21 protein-coding genes and 1 riboswitch are annotated in these 17881 nt (G+C 51.7%); of the genes, 4 read left to right on the forward strand and 17 right to left on the reverse strand.

Going from position 1 to position 17881, the window contains the following annotated elements; all coding sequences use genetic code 11:
• Positions 1-16: 16 nt before the first annotated feature.
• The gene (locus tag ACFOUO_RS07620) at positions 17-1636 is read right to left on the reverse strand and encodes a peptide ABC transporter substrate-binding protein (protein ID WP_380703845.1); all 1620 of its coding nucleotides are present in this window, start codon (positions 1634-1636) and stop codon (positions 17-19) included.
• 168 nt (positions 1637-1804) lie between these two features.
• Between ACFOUO_RS07620 and ACFOUO_RS07625 the strand changes: the two genes are divergently transcribed.
• Positions 1805-2722 (forward strand): C40 family peptidase, encoded by a 918-nt coding sequence (locus ACFOUO_RS07625; protein ID WP_380703847.1) that lies wholly within the window; start codon positions 1805-1807, stop codon positions 2720-2722.
• Positions 2723-2724: 2 nt separating this feature from the next.
• Here the strand turns inward: ACFOUO_RS07625 and dacB are convergent, their stop codons facing one another.
• Together dacB and ACFOUO_RS07635 are read right to left on the reverse strand one after the other, a co-directional pair.
• Positions 2725-4041 carry a D-alanyl-D-alanine carboxypeptidase/D-alanyl-D-alanine endopeptidase gene (dacB, locus tag ACFOUO_RS07630; protein ID WP_380703849.1) on the reverse strand — a complete coding sequence of 439 codons (1317 nt, stop codon included), beginning with the start codon at positions 4039-4041 and terminating at the stop codon, positions 2725-2727.
• A 106-nt stretch (positions 4042-4147) separates the two neighbouring features.
• On the reverse strand, positions 4148-4426 hold the full coding sequence (locus ACFOUO_RS07635) for a DivIVA domain-containing protein (protein ID WP_380703852.1): 279 nt from the start codon (positions 4424-4426) through the stop codon (positions 4148-4150).
• A gap of 128 nt (positions 4427-4554) precedes the next feature.
• Between ACFOUO_RS07635 and ACFOUO_RS07640 the strand changes: the two genes are divergently transcribed.
• On the forward strand, positions 4555-4728 hold the full coding sequence (locus ACFOUO_RS07640) for a hypothetical protein (protein ID WP_380703854.1): 174 nt from the start codon (positions 4555-4557) through the stop codon (positions 4726-4728).
• Between the two features lie 39 nt (positions 4729-4767).
• Here the strand turns inward: ACFOUO_RS07640 and ACFOUO_RS07645 are convergent, their stop codons facing one another.
• Both ACFOUO_RS07645 and ACFOUO_RS07650 read right to left on the reverse strand, forming a co-directional pair.
• The gene (locus tag ACFOUO_RS07645; RefSeq protein ID WP_380703856.1) at positions 4768-5274 is read right to left on the reverse strand and encodes a YhcN/YlaJ family sporulation lipoprotein; all 507 of its coding nucleotides are present in this window, start codon (positions 5272-5274) and stop codon (positions 4768-4770) included.
• Between the two features lie 131 nt (positions 5275-5405).
• The gene (locus ACFOUO_RS07650; protein ID WP_380703858.1) at positions 5406-6089 is read right to left on the reverse strand and encodes a zinc metallopeptidase; all 684 of its coding nucleotides are present in this window, start codon (positions 6087-6089) and stop codon (positions 5406-5408) included.
• A 686-nt stretch (positions 6090-6775) separates the two neighbouring features.
• On the opposite strand from ACFOUO_RS07650, the gene ACFOUO_RS07655 reads away from it, so the two are divergent.
• Positions 6776-8011 (forward strand): cation:proton antiporter, encoded by a 1236-nt coding sequence (locus tag ACFOUO_RS07655; RefSeq protein ID WP_380703861.1) that lies wholly within the window; start codon positions 6776-6778, stop codon positions 8009-8011.
• Positions 8012-8107: 96 nt separating this feature from the next.
• On the opposite strand, the gene ACFOUO_RS07660 is transcribed toward ACFOUO_RS07655, so the two are convergent.
• The 3 genes from ACFOUO_RS07660 to rodA are packed head-to-tail and all read right to left on the reverse strand — an operon-like array spanning position 8108 to position 9863.
• A complete protein-coding gene (locus ACFOUO_RS07660) occupies positions 8108-8326 on the reverse strand; it encodes a DUF1540 domain-containing protein (RefSeq protein WP_380703863.1) in 219 nt (72 codons plus the stop codon).
• Between the two features lie 56 nt (positions 8327-8382).
• The gene (locus ACFOUO_RS07665; RefSeq protein WP_380703865.1) at positions 8383-8655 is read right to left on the reverse strand and encodes a hypothetical protein; all 273 of its coding nucleotides are present in this window, start codon (positions 8653-8655) and stop codon (positions 8383-8385) included.
• A 59-nt stretch (positions 8656-8714) separates the two neighbouring features.
• Positions 8715-9863, reverse strand: a complete 1149-nt coding sequence (gene rodA / locus ACFOUO_RS07670) for a rod shape-determining protein RodA (protein ID WP_380703867.1) — start codon at positions 9861-9863, stop codon at positions 8715-8717.
• A 169-nt stretch (positions 9864-10032) separates the two neighbouring features.
• Between rodA and ftsW the strand changes: the two genes are divergently transcribed.
• Positions 10033-11208 (forward strand): putative lipid II flippase FtsW, encoded by a 1176-nt coding sequence (gene ftsW, locus ACFOUO_RS07675; RefSeq protein ID WP_380703869.1) that lies wholly within the window; start codon positions 10033-10035, stop codon positions 11206-11208.
• A 66-nt stretch (positions 11209-11274) separates the two neighbouring features.
• On the opposite strand, the gene ACFOUO_RS07680 is transcribed toward ftsW, so the two are convergent.
• From ACFOUO_RS07680 to ACFOUO_RS07720, 9 genes are all read right to left on the reverse strand, one after another.
• Positions 11275-12039, reverse strand: coding sequence for a thiazole synthase (locus ACFOUO_RS07680; RefSeq protein WP_380703871.1), 765 nt, complete (start codon positions 12037-12039; stop codon positions 11275-11277).
• 2 nt (positions 12040-12041) lie between these two features.
• On the reverse strand, positions 12042-12245 hold the full coding sequence (thiS, locus tag ACFOUO_RS07685; protein WP_380703873.1) for a sulfur carrier protein ThiS: 204 nt from the start codon (positions 12243-12245) through the stop codon (positions 12042-12044).
• 21 nt (positions 12246-12266) lie between these two features.
• Positions 12267-13376, reverse strand: a complete 1110-nt coding sequence (gene thiO, locus ACFOUO_RS07690; RefSeq protein ID WP_380703874.1) for a glycine oxidase ThiO — start codon at positions 13374-13376, stop codon at positions 12267-12269.
• On the reverse strand, positions 13376-14065 hold the full coding sequence (locus ACFOUO_RS07695; RefSeq protein WP_380704786.1) for a thiamine phosphate synthase: 690 nt from the start codon (positions 14063-14065) through the stop codon (positions 13376-13378). Before ACFOUO_RS07695 ends, thiO begins: the two co-directional genes overlap by 1 nt.
• A gap of 9 nt (positions 14066-14074) precedes the next feature.
• Positions 14075-14179: riboswitch (TPP riboswitch) on the reverse strand.
• A gap of 124 nt (positions 14180-14303) precedes the next feature.
• Positions 14304-14603, reverse strand: coding sequence for a 2Fe-2S iron-sulfur cluster-binding protein (locus tag ACFOUO_RS07700; RefSeq protein ID WP_380703876.1), 300 nt, complete (start codon positions 14601-14603; stop codon positions 14304-14306).
• A gap of 6 nt (positions 14604-14609) precedes the next feature.
• Entirely contained in the window at positions 14610-14972 is a 363-nt protein-coding gene (locus ACFOUO_RS07705; protein WP_380703878.1) for a DUF488 domain-containing protein, read from the reverse strand.
• Between the two features lie 20 nt (positions 14973-14992).
• Complete coding sequence (locus ACFOUO_RS07710) at positions 14993-15607, reverse strand: DedA family protein (protein ID WP_380703880.1); 615 nt, start codon at positions 15605-15607, stop codon at positions 14993-14995.
• A gap of 263 nt (positions 15608-15870) precedes the next feature.
• Positions 15871-16968, reverse strand: coding sequence for an NADH-quinone oxidoreductase subunit D (locus tag ACFOUO_RS07715; protein ID WP_380703882.1), 1098 nt, complete (start codon positions 16966-16968; stop codon positions 15871-15873).
• Between the two features lie 80 nt (positions 16969-17048).
• On the reverse strand, positions 17049-17783 hold the full coding sequence (locus ACFOUO_RS07720) for an isochorismatase family protein (protein WP_380703884.1): 735 nt from the start codon (positions 17781-17783) through the stop codon (positions 17049-17051).
• Positions 17784-17881 lie beyond the last annotated feature (98 nt).

Genomic DNA, 17881 nt, shown 5'->3' on the forward strand with positions numbered 1-17881 from the left:
TGTTTTTTCAGCCTTTTTAGCCCTTAATCGTTGTGTAGCGATAGTCATTGGGACCGACAGGGTGATTAAGAATGTTTTTTACTTCAGGCTTCTGCATGGTGATGTCGCTATAGAAGTATAGCGGACAAATCGGCATCTGCTCCATCAGAACTTCCTCCGCTCGGTGCAGAGTCTGCATACGTTTGCTTTCATCGACCTCCTTGTAGGCACTTTTGAGAAGCGTATCGTATTCCTTATCACTCCATCCGGTCTGATTCATGGGATGCCCGGTTTGAAAACTCTCCAAGTAATTGTAGGGATCGTTGTAATCCGGCAAAAAGCTGGAACGGGCGACGATGAAATTCCCGTTTGAACGATTTTCCATGAACACTTTGATTTCCTGGGCTTTCAGGGAAACGTCAGCATGAAGGTTTTTCCGCCACATTTCCTGAATGGCCTCGGCCACTTTTTTGTTTTTATCACCCTTGTTATACAAGATTTCTATCTGGGGCAGCTTATCCAATCCTTCCTCTTTCATTCCTTCTTTTAAAAGTTCTTTCGCTTCCTCCAGATTATTTTCTGGGATCAGTTGATTTCCGCCTTCTCGGAAATCACCCGATTCCGTTATGGTCCCGGGAGCGACATAGGCGTAGGCCGGTTGTTGTTTCCCTTGCACCACCTGATCGACAATTGCCCTACGGTCAATCGCCAAAGCGAACGCACGCCGAATCTTCGCATTGGTAAAAGGCTTTTCTTTAACATTGAACCGGTAGAAATCCAGTCCCCCTGCCTCCGACACCTTTGCCTCCCCTTTTCCGATTATCTTACTTTGTAGATCAGGCGGAATCGAGGTATTGTCGAGGTAATGAAACTCCCCCATTTTAAATTGCTGGTAGGCGGTGGTTCCCTCCTGCACCATGGACCATTCGATCCCGGCTAGCTTCACATCTTCAGCTTTACGATAATAATCGTTTTTCACTGCGGTAATGTTATCTTCATGTTTCCATGATTTCATTTTGAAGGGGCCGTTGGTGACAAAATCCTTTGCTTCACTAAAGGGATATTTCTTCCCTTTCACCCCTTTTTTATAAACCGGAACAAATGGAGTGTAGGCCGTTAGCTCTTCAAAGTATGGGGTTGGTTGCTCCAGTTCCACAATCAGGGTCTTATCATCCCTGACATGAATCCCTACCTCTTCGGCACTGGCCTTCCCAGCATTGTATTTTTCCGCATTTTTGATGACGTTCATCAGAAAGGAGGCATTCGAAGCCGTTTTTGGATCCATCACCCGTTTCCAGGCGAACGCAAAATCCTGGGCGGTCACTTCTTCGCCGTTGGACCATTTGGCCTCATCTCTGAGTGTAAAGGTGTAAGTTTTCCCGTCTGCTGATTTTTCGATCTTTTCAGCAACGGCTGGCTGAGGTTTAGAATCCTTGTCCAACCGTGTCAATCCTTCATAAAGGTTGTTCACCACTTCCATCGAGTTCCCGTCAAAAGCTTTGGCGGGATCGAGTGAGGTCGGTTCACCGGCCGCCAGGTTCAGTTTCAACTGCCGCCTTTTCTCCTCTATACCGGCGTCTTTACCTCCACCGCAACCGACAGCAAAAGTACTCACCAGAAACAGAATCGACACGACAGCCGTCCATGTTTTTCGCATTTGCCAATACCCCCTAGCATTTAACACATGCCAGAAATTTCATTCAATTTTTTTCGATATCTCCACTCAAAACTCCTCCCTTTAAATAAAATCAGGAGAAAAGAGGAGATGTCCTCTTCCCTCCCGAAAACATGGAACGACCCACAACTCATCATGAAGGAGGCAATGATGACGATCCGTTATGCCTGTGTTCCCGTCGCCAATTTATGGACTGCTCCCGAAAAGGTCCGAGAGGTGGACCTCCCCTCACTGGGTAACCCCGAAGGTTTTCATGACTGGCTGGGAAGGATGGACCTCGACAGACGAAAAGGACTCTATGGCCGACTTGAATCCCAGCTCCTCTATGGGGAACCCGCTCTGGTTCTTGAAGAGCGAGAGGGTTGGGTCCGGGTCTGTCTTCCCCGCCAATTTACACACAAGGACAGCCGAGGGTATCCCGGTTGGGTCCCTGCCGCTCATCTGGGTTTTACCGCCGAATACCATCGCGCTCAGGAGGAAGGCCCCTTCATCTTCGTCACGGCGTACAGGAGCCATCTGACCCTAAAAAAAGGCGAAACTCTCACTGTCAGCTTTATGACACGCCTTCCCAAAATGGATGAAAAAGACGGAGAGGTGATCGTTCTTACCCCTCAGGGAGAGAAGGGACGAATCCCGGTTTGCGATATCACTGTCACCCACCGACCCCCTGTGACGGCACCCACCGCCAGGGTGGAAACGGCACGGCGCTTCCTGGGCCTTGCCTATTTGTGGGCGGGAATGTCGTCTTTCGGATTTGATTGCTCCGGTTTCGTCCATCGGGTTTTTGAAGCCAACGGCGTGTCAATCCCTCGGGATGCCGGAGATCAGTTCCGCTTCGGCCAGAAGATTTCTTCAACGGAGGAGCTTCTGCCCGGGGATCTGGTCTTTTTTGCCCATGAGGCGGGCCGGGGAGCTATCCATCATGTCGGGATGGCTATCGGTGATAACCGGTTCATCCACTCTCCTAACACCGGCAACCCTGTCCGACTCAACAATCTTGCCGATGAACCTTACCGGTCGGAATTTTGCGGGGGGGCCCGCTATGACGGCACGGAACCTCTGGAATAGGCTTACCGGAAAGAGGCCAGTCGTGCTAAAAACATATCCTGAAGCCGCTCACCGTTCTCCTCTTCCAAGAGACCGTTCACCATGAGGGAAAAACCGTAGCGGGGTAAACCGCTTCGGAGTAAGTAGCCGGTCAACGTCTTCACGCCCGCCAGACTTCCTGTTTTTGCCGCTACAGTAGTCCCTGCCGGAAATTCCTCTACCCTGTCAGCCAGGGTGCCATGAACGCCGTAAAGGGAGAGGCTGTCGAGAAAAATGGGAAAATCCTCTCGACGGAGGAAAGTGCGCAACAATTCCGCTAGAGCCCGGGGGGAAGAAAGATTATAGCCAGAGAGGCCGGATCCGTCGGTATAGACTGCCGGGCCGGTAAGTTTCCACTTCCCTAGTGTCTCCCTCACCACTTCCAAGCCCGCGGTTTCATGGTCTACGCCCTTACCTTCCAAGCCAAGGGTACGTAGGAGGATCTCCGCTGTTAGGTTATCGCTGTCCCGGTTGACACGATGCAATACCTTAGAAAGGGGCCGGGAAGCATATTCTACAGTTATCCTCGTCCCGGATTCCGGCACTCCCTCTCGTACCTCCCAGCGGTCTGGAATAAGAATTCCGGCATGTCGACAGGTTTCGACGAACACCTCAGCGAAAAAACGGGCTCCGCACCAAACAGCTCCTGAAACTTCGGGCTCCCGGCGGGATAGCCTTCCTTGGAGACGAAAGCGGTGGGTATTCCCTTCCCGTTCAACCGTTACGTCGGAGTAACGGGCTTTTGTCCAAGATAGGTGTGGAATCACTTGCACAGATGGGAGTTCCGGATACCAGGATAAACGGGACGCTTCCCCCTCTGGGGCAGCCCGAAATATGATTCGGTTCCCTTCCATAATCAAGCTTTCCACTCTAGCCCCATAGCCCTGAGCAAGATCATCCCAAGCCCAACCGGTTCCCCAAGGGCGACCTGTCAGCCAGCTGTTATCAAGAAAGAGGACAGGGGGAAGTTGGGTCATCCCTTTTTTCTTCAAGTGACGCGCCACAATTAAAGCTTCTTCCCAACCGAAGCCAGGATCTCCCCCTCCGTGAATACACAAAGCTCTGTCATGGACGGTAAAACGGGTAGTCCAGCAGTAGTTCTTACCCAGGCATTCCAGGGCTGCAATACTCGTCCACAATTTGTTATTGGAGGCAGGAAGAAAAAGCTTCCCCGCGTCCAATTCCGCCTGCCGGCCCGTACGGATGCAAAAAAGGGCACACCCGACCCGTGCGCCCTCTTCCTTCGTCTCTTTTTCCCAAGCTGCTGATGCCTCGACCAAGATCTTTTCCCAGGTTTTCATCTGGCTCCCCCCGCCGTTTTCAACTCCCCACCTTCGTTGGCAATCGAAACCTCAACCAGGATAAACCGGATTCCTTCCCAAGTATGCGCTTTTCGTTCTTCTGTTGCTAACGGCGCAGGATATGCTGTTCCAGTCGCTCCAGGCGGCGCATGATATCATGGATCTCCTGGGTCCGCTCACCCGCTAGCGGCTGCGGGGCAGATCGTCCTGTTTTGCTCTTTCGCTCTTTTTTAAGCTGTTCCTTTAGGTCAACGTTCTCTTCCAGCAGGGCTTCGAAGTTTTTGATTACTACATCAAGAAACTCATTAACTTCATCGACATCATAGCCCCGGAGAGAGGTTTTGAAATCTTTGTTAAAAATATCTCGTGGTGTCAAACGTTGCATCTATACACTCCTCCCGTTTACTGGAAATCGATGAAATCAACAACCATTCAACACATCGGGAAAGCCCGACTGAGAGTGTATCTGAACAATCTCTAACTAGGGGATCCCGGCTTGTTGCAGAAATTCGAATGATCAGACAACCCTCACTGATCATTCTGCTCTTCTGGCTATCCGCTTTCCCCCATGTGGGGGTTTTTCAGAATCTATTGTACCATACCCCCGAAAAGGCAGGAAACAACACGAAGGGGATTCCCAACCAAAAGAAAAAGACCCTGTCGGGTCTTGAGACTGCTGACAAGTAAAGGAGCCAGCCACTTGAAACCTTTTCGTTGAATAAAACCTTACCTTCCTTGGGGGAAAGTGCGCTGGACGAGATCCATGAATTCGTCCACCAATCCGCCGAGAGGTCTACCTTCTCTGGCTTTTCGAGCATAGTCATTCAGAGAATCAACAAAACCGGGGTTGGCCGAGACGTATACGCGTTTCAAGCTGTCATCCACACGTTTCGCTCGCTTCGCTACCTTGTTCTTGACATGAGTCGTCAAACCGCCTTGGTAGTTCTTTTCGAAAACCACACCTACATAGGCAGTGTTGTCGGTTACCATAACCGTCGCACTATCGATCTCTTTTAGTTTCGCGATGGAATCGGCCACATTGTCAGCCGCCTCCATTGTTTGACCGGCTCGTGTCCGATTGTATCGCACCGGTTGCCGATCAATGTCGTCTCTGACTCCTTGCTGCTGTTCCCTCGGTTGACTTTCCGGCTTCCGCTGCATGGCACAGCCAACGGATGTGAATGCGAGGGTCAAGGCCATCAAGAAAACTAGCCATTGGATACGCAGTCGCATCATGGTACCTCCTTGTGTATGGTTAAGATTACGGTTAGTATCTGACCCCCCGAAAAAAATATGTACCAAAAAAAGAGCCGTATCAAAAACGGCTCTCTTTATACTTCCCCTGATATATCGGCCCTTTCTCCTCATTCATCACTGGAGAGGAACAGGAGGATAAACCGAATCAATTCCAGTACGGCATACAGCGTGGATGCGACATAGGTCAAAGCAGCGGCACCGAGAACCTTGTTCACACCCCGCTCTTCAATATTACGGATGAAACCCTCTTTGATCATAATGTTCTTGGCACGGCTACTAGCGTTAAATTCTACCGGCAGGGTCACCACTTGAAAAGCGACGGCGGCTGCATAGAGAACGATCCCGATAAGAAATAACCCGGTCATTTGTAGGAACAGACCTGCCAGAAGGAGCCAGGGGGCAACCCCTGACGCGATATTGGCGACGGGGAACATGCGGTGACGAAGCACCAGGGCCCCATAGGCTTCCTTGTGCTGGATCGCGTGCCCGCACTCGTGAGCGGCGACGGAGACAGCGGAAATGGAATTGCTGTTATAAACCGGCTCCGACAAACGAACCGTGCGTGAGATCGGATCATAATGATCCGTCAACATACCCCGGACCGGCTCAACCGGAACGTCACGGAGACCATTTCGATCCAAAATGCGGCGGGCAACTTCCTGTCCGGTCATCCCTGCGGATGCCTCAACTTTGGCCCATTTTTTAAAACTGCCCTTGACCCGGAACTGTGCCCAAATCGTCAAAACGAAAGCCACCAGGACGAGGATCAGCATCAATATATGGATGTTCATCGCTCATTTCTCCTTTTTATGGTAAAATTGCATTTTATGGTTGATCGGTTTGGCTCCTAGAATGTATCGCCCTGAAACTGGCGTGGTATAGTCCAAATCCTTCTTTGCCGATACTGTATAGCGTCAGACCGTTGACGTATCTGCCGAAAATAACTGAGAAAGCGCCTAGCCTGGCGAATAGAGGTGGGACGCGCAACGAAAAGGCCGCGTCGGGAAGAAGCAGCTAATTCGCATTGTCTCACGGCCCCCGGCTGTGGAGGGACCGCTTCCCCTAAAGGGATCACTAACGACAAAAGGGCGGTAAAGAGAAGAGATTGCCAGAATGGAACCATCAGTGCCCAACACCTCTTCTTTATAGGGCTTCCCACGTATATTATATCATATCCCAGCTCCAGACTTTCCTTCCCGCCCATTTATCGGCATACGGTTTCATGAAGATGTCACAAAATTGATGACAAGACCTCCAATGAGCACTCCCGTGAGTAAGAGGACAACCCACAACCCTGTGTTGGATTTACCCACTTTTATCCCTCCGTACCGGGCTTTTTGAAACCCTTTTCTTGTAGGTTATTACAAGTACACGAAGTTGTAAATAACCGGCGGCGACAGAGCAAATATCCAGTGAACACCTTCTAACACTCTGATAAAATGGTGGAAGGCTATATACGATTCAGAGGAGGTAGGAGATGGACCTGATCTACCAATTTGTAGACATAGACAAATTAAAACAATACCATTTTCTCTTGGAACTCGTAATTATTCTAGCCGCCGTCAAACTGGCCGGCCACATGAGTAAACGAATTGGTCAGCCTTCAGTTTTTGGCGAACTACTGATCGGGATCGTCCTCGGTCCCGCCATCTTGGGCTGGATCCACGTCGATCCCCAGCATCCCGGGCTAATCAAGGAGTTAGCGGAGGTCGGGGTTATTCTCCTTATGTTCCTGGCGGGTCTGGAGACAGACGTGGATGAATTCAAAAAAACGGCTTACGCTTCCTCCCTCGTCGCGGTGGGAGGCGTGATCTTCCCGTTGATCGCTGGTTTTGCCATTGGTTTGGTCTTCGGTTACGACTATTCCACTGCCATTTTCATCGGCACCCTGCTGGTCGCAACCAGCGTCAGTATTTCAGTTCAAACCCTGCGGGAACTGGGGAAGCTTCAGAGCAAAGAAGGGGTTACCATTCTCGGAGCCGCTGTGCTGGATGATGTTCTCGGCATCATCATCCTGTCTGTGGTAATCGGCTTCACCGCCGGTGGCGGTGGCGGGAGCGTCATCGATATCGTCATTCTCCTGGCTAAGATCATCCTATTCTTTATCTTGACCGTATTTATTGGTCGTAAGATTTTGCCCCGCTTTTTTAATTGGGTATCCAATCTGATGACAACAGAGGTACTTCTAACTTTTGGTATCATCATAGCCCTGGCCTTCGCCTATTTTGCGGAGCTCTTCGGCTTGGCGGGAATCGTCGGATCTTATTTCGCCGGCTTGATGCTCAGTGTCACCCGTTACCGGCATGAACTTTTCGAAAAAGTGGAAGTGGTCTCTTTCTCCTTTTTCGTTCCCATTTTCTTTGTCAGCATTGGAGTAACCGCGGATGTGAGCGGTTTGAAACCGGATATTATCTTGTTCCTGGTCGTGTTGACCCTGGTTGCCATTCTGACCAAAATCTTCGGCGGGGGTCTCGGAGCCAGAATGGCCGGCTTCAACTGGAATAGCTCCGCCGGGATCGGAGCCGGTATGATCGCACGGGGGGAAGTGGGACTGATCGTCGCTTCCATCGGCCTGACCCGCAACCTGATCGATAAGGAATTGTTTACAATCACCGTCATCATCGTACTCGCCACTACCCTGGTCACCCCTCCACTCTTGAAACTAATTTTCAACCCGAAAAAAAAGAGGACCCGTCCCTCTGACATCGGATGAAATCTGCGTTTCAAAACCCCTCCCGACGCGCCATGGGAGGGGTTTTTTATATTGAAAAGACACCGGCCTAGACCGGTGTCTTTTCAGGAGGAATTCTTAGTGGGCTTTTTTCGGTTTGAAGGTATGACAGCAAGTGTCGGCGGAAATCCGCGCTGCGTAATCCTGGTGGTTGGAGTCGACAAACTCTCCCCCGATCTCTTCATGATACTTAGCATCGCTGTGTTGATCGATGTCCACCATGATTGCATCCGCCTGACATTTGTTCCCTTCACCCCAATAATGGCAGTTGGCTACGCTGCACTTTACCACAGGCATTCTAACACCCCCTGCCTATAGGGTAAACCAGTAGCAGGGGTTCTAGACGGGCCAAATTAATCCGGCGTTTTGTCGGCTTCCTTTAGCTCACGGAGGATGTCGTGAATGGATTCAATGGTGATTCCTTCGCTGTTACGGGCTGAGACGGTAAGGTAAACTTCTGCGCTGAAAGTGGGGATATGTTCTTTCACTTCTACTTCCGTTTCCCCATATGCCTTGCGGAAAACCGGCTGATTCCCCACCTTTTTCCATCCCATGGCCGTTAATTCTTCTTCATAAAGATCAAAATCCTCTTCCTTGATGTTCAAGAGTACACTGGTAACTTTCAACGTGGGACCTCCTCCAAGTGAAGTCGATTGTATTATACCACAGAGCTAAGCCCTTCCAATCAATCCGTAAACAACAAATCGTTACCTCGCCTCATGGAAATGTTGAGGACAAGGCCAGCAGCTACCATCTGTACCAAGAGGGAGCTCCCCCCGTAACTGATATAAGGCAGCGGCAATCCCGTAATGGGCAACATGCCCACGGTCATACCGATATTTTGGGCCACTTGGAAGACGATCATTCCGACAACGCCAGCTATCACCATGGAGCCAAAGCGGTCCTCACAAAGAATGGCCACCCGTATCATCCGGTAGACGAGAAAGATAAAAATGCACAACAGAAAAGCTCCTCCGATGAATCCCCACTCCTCTGCATAAACGGCAAATATGAAATCATTGTGGGGCTCGGGAATCCATTTTCCCTGGGCCTGAGTTCCGTTATGGAAACCTTTCCCCGAAAGTTGGCCGGAACCGACAGCGATCATCGATTGGGTCAGCTGGTAACCCGCACCACTGGGGTCGGAAGCCGGATTGAGAAAGGTGCTGATCCGTTGGATCTGATGGTCCTCCAACACGATGTGAAGAAGCGGGCTATCGGAGAGATAGAGACCTAGGATCCCCCCCACCAGAACCCCCACTAACACGATCGCAGTTAAAATATACCGCCAGTCGAGGCCTCCCGCCAGCAGGATGCTTCCTAGGATTCCGACCAAGACCAGAGCGGTTCCCAGATCGGGCTGTTGCAGGATGATGAGGATAGGAACGGCGAACAGGGCGAGGATCTTTCCGATCTGTCGACCGTTAAAGATGGGTAACGTCCGAATCTCACTGACCAATTTAGCAGTCAAAACGATAAGAAAAAGCTTCATGAACTCCGACGGCTGGAATTGGAACCCTCCTAAGCGGATCCACTGCTGTGCTCCCTTCACCGTCACGCCGATTCCAGGGATCATCACCAGTAACAAAAGGAAAATCCCGAATCCGTAGAGAACGTAGGCAAACCGCCCTTGGGCTAAAACACGATAGTCAAAGAGGAGTGTCGCTGTAAGAAGTAGAATACCTGTAATGTACCAGGAGATCTGCTTCTCCAAAAATGATGGATTGGTGGAGTAAGTAGCCCCCGATATGGCAACGATGCTGATAAGGGCCAACACCAAAATTAAAATGATCATCAGATAATCCAACTGCCGAAGCATCCGGCTGATTTTCATGCATGAACACCCGTTTCTGACAAAACGTTTTTGCGGGTAAACAGAGACAAAACCAGTATACCGCAACTGGAAGAGAGGTTGGAACCGGAAAAATTAAAGATGGGGGGTCTACCTGTGATATAATTCCAAGCTGGACCCCCTCTGAAAAACCACGATTAAGGAGATTATGATGGTACGCGGCAAACCTGATTTCTGGTTGATGCTGATCGTCTTCCTGCTGACGGGTTTCGGTCTGGTCATGGTTTTCAGCGCCAGCTATTACGATGGCCTCACTAATCACAACGATAGTTACTATTACTTCAAACGACAACTCATGTGGAGCCTGATCGCCTTTCTGTTCTTCTTTGTGGTGGCGAATATCCCCTATACCCTGTATCAAAAGTATGTGGGTATCATTTTGTTGAGCAGCCTGTTCGTCCTACTGTTGGTATATGTACCCTTTATCGGGGTGGAACTTAACGGATCTAACCGTTGGGTGCAGCTTGGCCCTATCGGCTTTCAACCCTCTGAGTTGGCCAAAGTGGGGGCAATCATCTATACGGCTTCGATCATGACAAAGAAACAAAGTTATCTCCACGACTTCAAGCGAGGGCTCCTCCCTCCTCTGGTCGTGATCGGTCTCTTTTGCCTCCTGATTGTACTGGAACCCCACTTCAGCAGTACCGTGATCCTGCTCGGTTCATGCATGTCCATTATTTTTATCGCCGGAGCACGCATCAAACACCTCCTGTTGCTCCTTTCCGCCGGCCTTCCAATTTTAGTCGGAGTCATGCTCTCCGCCAGTTATCGCATCGACCGGTTGCTGGTGGTGCAAGATCCCTGGAAAGATCCAACGGATAAAGGCTTTCAGACGATCCAATCCCTTTTCGCCATCGGCCCCGGTGGTCTATCGGGAAAAGGATTAGGCAACAGCATCCAAAAACTAGCTTATCTCCCGATGTCCCAGACGGATTTCATCTTCGCTATCATAGCCGAAGAACTGGGTTTCATCGGGGGATCGATGCTGATCCTCCTTTTCATCGCCCTGATTTTCCGTGGAATCCGCATCGCTGTACGTGCTCCAGATTCTTTCGGTCTCTTTCTCGGACTGGGTATTATCACCATGTTCTCGATTCAGGCCCTGTTCAACCTGGGTGTCGTGACTGCCATCCTACCCGTGACCGGTGTCCCTCTTCCATTCATCAGTTATGGAGGATCCTCGTTATTAATCTGCATGGTGTCGGCGGGAATTCTCCTCAATATCTCTCGTTACCGGACGACCCCCGCAACTCGAAAACAGGCAGAGCGGAATCACTCGCCACGGCAGACGGCACGTCCCCGATTAGCTACCCCTTATAAAATGTGAACAAAAAAGATCCCCGGTTCAACAAACCGAGGGATCTTCTTCTCTTGGCGCTCTTTCGTGTTTTTGTCACGTAGGAAGGCCTTCCATCGGACTACTGGCGGAGGCTGCCTCTTTTTTCGGGATACGGCCAGACTGATGGGCGAGCCTGCCCGCCTCCACCGCCAATCTCATCCCTCGGGCCATTGATACAGGATTTTTGGCGTGGGCGACAGCGCTGTTGAGCAACACACCGTCGGCTCCCAGTTCCATGGCCAGAGCAGCATCGGATGGAGCCCCGATCCCCGCATCTACAATCACCGGGATTTTCGCTTCCCGGATAATAAAGGTTAGATATAGCGGGTTGAGGATTCCCTGCCCTGAGCCGATTGGAGAAGCTCCAGGCATGACGGCATGGGCTCCCGCTTCTTCCAACCGTTTGGCGAGGATAGGATCGTCCCCGATATAGGGGAGGACGATAAATCCTTCTTCCACCAGCTGCCGAGTCGCCTCAAGAGTCGCGATGGGATCCGGCAACAGCGTGTGGCTGTTTCCAATCACCTCCACCTTGATCATGTCACACATTCCCGACGCCCTCGCCAGTCGGGCGATACGAACCGCCTCTTCCGCCGTCTTGGCACCGGCGGTGTTAGGCAGCAATCGGTATCTTTTTAAATCCAGCCGCTCCAGAAAGTGCGGTTCACGGGGGTTATCCAGATTGAGCCGACGAAGCGCAAAAGTAAGGATTTCCGCACCTGACTCTTCAACAGCCCGGGATTGTATTTCCAGGGAGGAAAACTTCCCCGTCCCCATTAACAGCCGGGATTGAAACTGGTAAGGTCCGATCGTTAGCATATTTATCCTCCTCCAACAAATCGTACGATTTCCACTTGGTCGTTCTCTTCCAGGGGTGATGCTGGATGTTCTTCCCGCTCCAGGATCTTACCGTTTTGTTCCACCATAACGATGGAATCCTGCACACCTAGTTCAGAAAGTAACTCTCCCACGGTCCGAACTCGGTCAGGAACCGAATACGGTCGTCCATTTAGCTGGATTTGCAACGTATTTTCCTCCTCTCCTATTCACGCACTGGAAACGGGGCGATCCGGCGCGAAAGGTTCCAGCATCGGCACCGATTCCCCCGCAATCAAGTCTGCCATGCTCTTACCGGTGACGGCAGATAGAAGAATCCCGTTGCGAAAATGGCCCCCAGCAACATAGAGGTTGCCCGGGGACGACATCGCCCCCAGATACGGTAGGCCGTCAGGGGTGGCCGGGCGAAAACCGGACCAAGCCCGAAGCCACTCTCCTTCTTCCAATTCGGGGACCAATTTCACCGCTGCCCTCACTAGCGAATGAACCGCTCCCAGCGTCACCCCAGGATCCATGTCCCGTTTCTCCGTCGCACCGACGATGACTTGGCCATCTGCCTTAGGGACCAGATAACAGTTCGGTCCAAAGAGCGTTCGTGTAAACAATGGTTTACGGGGTTGCAACGCGAAGGATTCTCCTTTGACAGGAAAAACGGGAAGAGCGCCCCCCGCCATGCGGACCAGTAAACCGTTAAGGGAGCCCGCCGCGGCCACCACCTGATCGGGTCGATAGATCCCGGCTGCAGTATCCAGAGAAACTACCCTCCCCCCTTCAACCCGTATGCTGTTTACCTTTGCTCCCTCTACCAATTGTGCGCCGCCCAACCGGGCAGCTTGGGCTAATGCCCGAACTAATCGAAGGGCGGACACCTGGCTGTCTCCGGGAAGGAAGAGACCTCCGGATAATTCCTCTGACAAAGAGGGCTCCAGATCCTTCAGTTCCCGTTTCTCCAGCCATTCCGCCCTCTCTCCCAACTGCTGTTGCCAACGGGCGCGTTCTTGTAACAGGGATGCCTCCTCCTCCGTGTCAGCCAAACGGAGGAGACCCGCCCGATTCAGCTCGATATCCAATCCAGTTTCGGCAAGAAGTTGCTCCCTCATTGCAGGAAACATGGCACGGCTGGCCAGACAGAGATCCACCATGGGTCCCGGATAGGCCATTTCTACCTGGGCCCCCAGCATTCCCGCCGCGGCAGAGGAGGCGTGAGCACCGATCCGGTCTTGTTCCAGAACGGTGACACGGAACCCCTTTTTGGTCAGGTGCCAGGCGATGGAGCAACCGATCACACCACCCCCGATCACCACTACATCGTCGTTCATTACCATCCGCTCCTTTCTGTCCAGCTCACCCGGAGTATCGTCGCCAGCCTTTCCGCCTCTTCCCCTGGACAAGGCGCATCAGCTATCGCCGATATGACTGCAACTCCGGCAGCCCCCACCGACTTCAGCTCCGAAATCCGTTCCACCGTCACTCCTCCGAGGGCGATAACCGGGAGGGAGACACCCGCACATAACGCCTTCAGTTCTTCCAGCCCTCTAGGGGGATAACCCCGCTTCGATGCCGTCTTAAAAACATGACCGAAAAAAAGATAATCTGCTCCATTCGCCGCTTTCCGACGAGCGGCTTCTAGAGAATGGACCGAACAACCCACCTCAGCCACGGAACCTAGGATGTTTCTCACCTCCGCTGGAGAAGGGCCCGCCTCCGGTAGATGAACTGCTCCACAACCCAATTCCGCCGCTACCCAGGGAGATCCGTTTACGGTAAGCTGCTCCCGGTCAATTCCTCCCTCCTCGATCAAGGCCTTCCCCCATCGAAGGAGTTCAGCTTGAGTAAGCGTTTTTTGGCGGAGATGGATTCGCGTCACCCAGGGAGCCACCTGGCGGCACATCCAAAGGAGCTTCTCCAGCCCTATCTTTGACGGGCTAATAAAGTGAAGCTGTGGTTCGGATACAAAAAAACCGGCATCCATGGGGATGCCGGTCCGTTTTTTCGTCTGTCGATGCATTCGATCCAACGGTTTCATTCCCCACTTTCTTACGCTGGTCTGAACCAGGTCAAGTTCAAAGGGTTGAGGCTCGGCCTCTCTCAGCACCCTTGCGGTGCACCCCCAGTGGAATTTCAGTGTGTATGGAGTTTTCTCTATTTTAGCAATCCGCCTCTTTAACGGTCAACATAAAAAAGGATCCGACCTTTGGCTGGTCTCGGAGGATCACACAGAAAAATGAAGCAGTTAACCGATACCTTTAGTAGAGACGGGGCTGGGGCACTTCCAACTTCACATCCCCAAACACATGAGTCTGACAGGCTAGCCGGAACCCTTGTTCAACCTTTTCCTCACCTAGGCGGAGGATTTCCCGGTCCCCCACCTCGTTCAGATTTTCCGCTCCTTCCAGCACTTTAACCCGGCAGATACCGCAGCGGGCCGATGTGCAGTTGAAGGGAATCATCACGGAGCGTGAGATGGCTTCAAACAACAAGCTTTCCCCTTTTTCCATATCAAAGGCGTGTTTTTGAGGTCCGATCGTCACTTCTACTCTGGGCATTCCTCTTCACTCCCGATCCGATTGACACTCGTCCAAAAAATCGCGGAGTACCCGCGCGTTGTTTTGCTGTTGATCTTTGCTGGCATATAGAAGTGTGATTACTCGATGGTTCCCTGCTTTTTTAAATAGACGGACTGCATTCTCAACGGTTAGTTCCTGGCGGTAATCCTTGGCAAAAACTTCGAAGTCCCTATCCTTATGGAATCGTTTACGCAATTTGTCAGAAGGAGCTAAATCTTTGGCCCACCAATCGATCTGGGCATCTTCTTTGCTCAGACCTCGGGGCCAAAGGCGATCCACCAATACGCGAAAGCCGTCCTGCTCATCCGCTTTCTCATAGACACGCTTGATTCGGATGAAGTCGGACACCCCGTGCACCTCCGTAGATCCTATTTCCTGACGGAGTTATAGCGCCGATGCTGGTTGTAGAAAAAACGAGTGACCATATAGGCGAGAACAGGCACAAGAATCCAGAGAGACAGAACCCCATAGCGGTGAAAGGATTCGAATACCTTCTCCCAGTGGGCTCCCACCATAAAGCCGAGACCGATAAATGTCATGCACCATATGAGAGCGCCCGTATAGGCGTAAGCCGCGAAACGAGGCCAGGACATATGAGAGATCCCTGCTAGATACGCTGTGACATGGCGGACACCCGGGATGAAGTAACCGAAAAAGAGCACCCAGTTTCCGTACTTACGGAACAGAAACTGCGTAATCCTCAGGCGTCTGCGGGTGATGAAAATCTTGCTCCCAAAACGCTTCAAAAATGGATATCCCAAGCGTCCCCCCAGGAAATAACTGATCGTTATCCCACTGAGAGAACCGCCGAGTGCGCTAATAAAAGTCAGGGAGAGATCCAATTGACCCGACGATGCGAGATATCCGATAAAAGTCATCATGATTTCGTCGGGAAGAGGTAATCCTACGATCCCAAACACCAAAAAGAAGAAGATCCCGAGATATCCGTATTGTGAAAGGAGATCCAACATGGTCTGTTCCATCATTCAACCCCGTTCGCTCCATACTCGCCAATAGTTATAGAATAACATACTTACCCGCCTGTCAAAAGGGAAGGGCACGAGTGTAAAAGAAGCTGTCCTCCCCAGTATATGTCCAAAAATCCAAAAAACTTTCAGGGGATGTCCCATTTTCGGATCAAGAATATGCAGAACAGCGGCCCGGCAGGCCGCTGGATAACTAGTGACTTCTTTCCCATAGGCTGGTATAAATCGTTTTTACAATAGGACCGTGTTATCACTTCCAGCTAGGCATCGACATCACCGAGAACGATATCCACGGCTCCTAGAATGGCGATCAGGTTCGCTACGTTCTCCCCCTCCAAAAGGTGGGGAAGGATCTGCAAGTTACTGAATGAAGGGCGTTTCCAGTGAATTCTCCAGGGTTTGTCTTTTCCTTTACTTACCAGATGAACACCCAACTCGCCCCGTGGATTCTCTACAGCCACATAAACCTCCCCTTCTGGAGGTCGCAAGACACGGGGGACTTTGGCCATAACTGGGCCGCTCTCCGGGAAGGATTCCACCGCCTGCTCCACGATCCGAAGACTTTGGGTGATTTCTTCCATTCGCAAGTTAAACCGATCCCGACAGTCACCGTTGACAGCGACCGGGACATCGAAGTCAAACCGATCATAGATAGAGTAGGGGTCATCTTTTCGCAGATCCCGCTGGATGCCGGTACAGCGCAGACAGGGTCCGGAGAGGCCGTATCGGATCGCCGTCTCTGCATTGTATTTCCCAATTCCTGTTACTCGGGAGAGGAAGATTTCGTTACCCCCGGCCAGGTCCCTATACTCCTGTTGCTTCACCCGAAGTTCGCGAACCAGATCGGCCACCTTCAGGATCCAGCCCTTAGGGGCGTCCCACTTTACCCCGCCTACCCTCATATAATTATAGGTAAGACGGGCCCCGCATAGTTCATTGAAGAGGTCTACAATCTTCTCCCGGTCCCGGAAAGCATACAGAAACGGGCTCATGGCCCCGATGTCCAAGAGGTATGTCCCGAACCAGACCAAGTGACTGGCAATGCGATTCAACTCGTTGACGATAACACGGAGGTATTCCGCCCGTTCCGGGACCTCAATCCCCATCAGGGTTTCAACAGCATGAACCACAGCATGATTGTTGTTCATCGCATTGAGGTAATCCATCCGGTCGGTGTAAGGAATGATCTGGGTGTACGTGAGATCCTCAGCTAACTTTTCTGTCCCTCGATGCAGGTAGCCGATGACCGGACGAGCTTCACGAATGATTTCTCCGTCGATCCGGAGAACGAGCCGAAAAACCCCATGGGTGCTGGGGTGCTGCGGCCCCACATTGAGCAGCATCTCTTCAGTCCGCATACTTCTTCCTCCCTCTTCACTGTTCCAGGGAAGCCGACTTGTAAGGCGCCCCCCTCTTGAACCAAACGCAGAACCAACGATCATTCCGCGCGGATGTCAGCAACGACGTCGATCCCATTCAGTTTCATGTGATAGAGGAAGACCGTATCCATCAGATCTCCATCGTGGGCCATTGCTCCTGTTTCTCTGGCAGCCTCTACGGGCATGTCGTAAGTTCGGGTGTGGGTTGCGGAGACGAGCACCCGGGCATCGGCATCCCTTTCATTGGCCAACAGCCGGATCCCCATGGCATTTTGATAGATGCAAAGGTCTGTGCAATCCCCCAAAACGAGGAAGACCGTCGGCCCTTCAGCGAATCGCTCTTCCAAATAATCAAAAAAACGGTTCCCTTCCCTGTCGGTGCCGAACAGCCCATTGGTGGCGTTTTTTTGGAATAGGCGGGCACCTTCCAGACAGAGGAAGGGACGTAACTCCTTCACTTCTTCTGCTTCTCTTGTGCCTCGTAGACAGTGGGGAGGAAAGGCGGCAAACTCCTTTGCCCCTTCCCGGTGGGCATCCTGAAGGAAGATTAGGTTGTCGGCAGACAACCCTCTATCAAGGAAAAAACCAGCCAACTCCCGAACAGGCTCCACCACTTCCCTCACCCTCTGAGAGGCAAGCACCCCTTCATCGCAGAATCCCTGGATGATATCGACGAAGACGAGGTGAATCCGACCGACTCCCCCCGCCTGATCCATGATTCGGGAAGCGGTTTCATTCGGAAGCCCGGACAGGGTATCTTCCAAATAATTGAGAAAGTTAACCCGTTTCTCCATCCCGTTCTCTCCCTCTCCCGATTCCGTTTGTCCTGTTTCCGTCCTCCATCTTACCATGAAAAGGAGAGGGTTTCCATCCGGTCATGCACCAGTGAACA

Origin of the sequence: Salinithrix halophila (assembly GCF_042650125.1) — a bacterium.
In the GTDB taxonomy this organism is placed as follows: Bacteria; Bacillota; Bacilli; order Thermoactinomycetales; family DSM-45169; genus Salinithrix; species Salinithrix halophila.

Bases quoted from the DNA above. Each gene is read 5' to 3' on its own strand.
- ACFOUO_RS07620 (WP_380703845.1), bottom strand. From the start codon at position 1,636: ATGCGAAAAACATGGACGGCTGTCGTGTCGATTCTGTTTCTGGTGAGT.
- ACFOUO_RS07625 (WP_380703847.1), top strand. From the start codon at position 1,805: ATGACGATCCGTTATGCCTGTGTTCCCGTCGCCAATTTATGGACTGCT.
- dacB (WP_380703849.1), bottom strand. From the start codon at position 4,041: ATGAAAACCTGGGAAAAGATCTTGGTCGAGGCATCAGCAGCTTGGGAA.
- ACFOUO_RS07635 (WP_380703852.1), bottom strand. From the start codon at position 4,426: ATGCAACGTTTGACACCACGAGATATTTTTAACAAAGATTTCAAAACC.
- ACFOUO_RS07640 (WP_380703854.1), top strand. From the start codon at position 4,555: ATGATCAGACAACCCTCACTGATCATTCTGCTCTTCTGGCTATCCGCT.
- ACFOUO_RS07645 (WP_380703856.1), bottom strand. From the start codon at position 5,274: ATGCGACTGCGTATCCAATGGCTAGTTTTCTTGATGGCCTTGACCCTC.
- ACFOUO_RS07650 (WP_380703858.1), bottom strand. From the start codon at position 6,089: ATGAACATCCATATATTGATGCTGATCCTCGTCCTGGTGGCTTTCGTT.
- ACFOUO_RS07655 (WP_380703861.1), top strand. From the start codon at position 6,776: ATGGACCTGATCTACCAATTTGTAGACATAGACAAATTAAAACAATAC.
- ACFOUO_RS07660 (WP_380703863.1), bottom strand. From the start codon at position 8,326: ATGCCTGTGGTAAAGTGCAGCGTAGCCAACTGCCATTATTGGGGTGAA.
- rodA (WP_380703867.1), bottom strand. From the start codon at position 9,863: ATGAAAATCAGCCGGATGCTTCGGCAGTTGGATTATCTGATGATCATT.
- ftsW (WP_380703869.1), top strand. From the start codon at position 10,033: ATGGTACGCGGCAAACCTGATTTCTGGTTGATGCTGATCGTCTTCCTG.
- ACFOUO_RS07680 (WP_380703871.1), bottom strand. From the start codon at position 12,039: ATGCTAACGATCGGACCTTACCAGTTTCAATCCCGGCTGTTAATGGGG.
- thiO (WP_380703874.1), bottom strand. From the start codon at position 13,376: ATGAACGACGATGTAGTGGTGATCGGGGGTGGTGTGATCGGTTGCTCC.
- ACFOUO_RS07695 (WP_380704786.1), bottom strand. From the start codon at position 14,065: ATGCATCGACAGACGAAAAAACGGACCGGCATCCCCATGGATGCCGGT.
- ACFOUO_RS07700 (WP_380703876.1), bottom strand. From the start codon at position 14,603: ATGCCCAGAGTAGAAGTGACGATCGGACCTCAAAAACACGCCTTTGAT.
- ACFOUO_RS07710 (WP_380703880.1), bottom strand. From the start codon at position 15,607: ATGGAACAGACCATGTTGGATCTCCTTTCACAATACGGATATCTCGGG.
- ACFOUO_RS07715 (WP_380703882.1), bottom strand. From the start codon at position 16,968: ATGCGGACTGAAGAGATGCTGCTCAATGTGGGGCCGCAGCACCCCAGC.
- ACFOUO_RS07720 (WP_380703884.1), bottom strand. From the start codon at position 17,783: ATGGAGAAACGGGTTAACTTTCTCAATTATTTGGAAGATACCCTGTCC.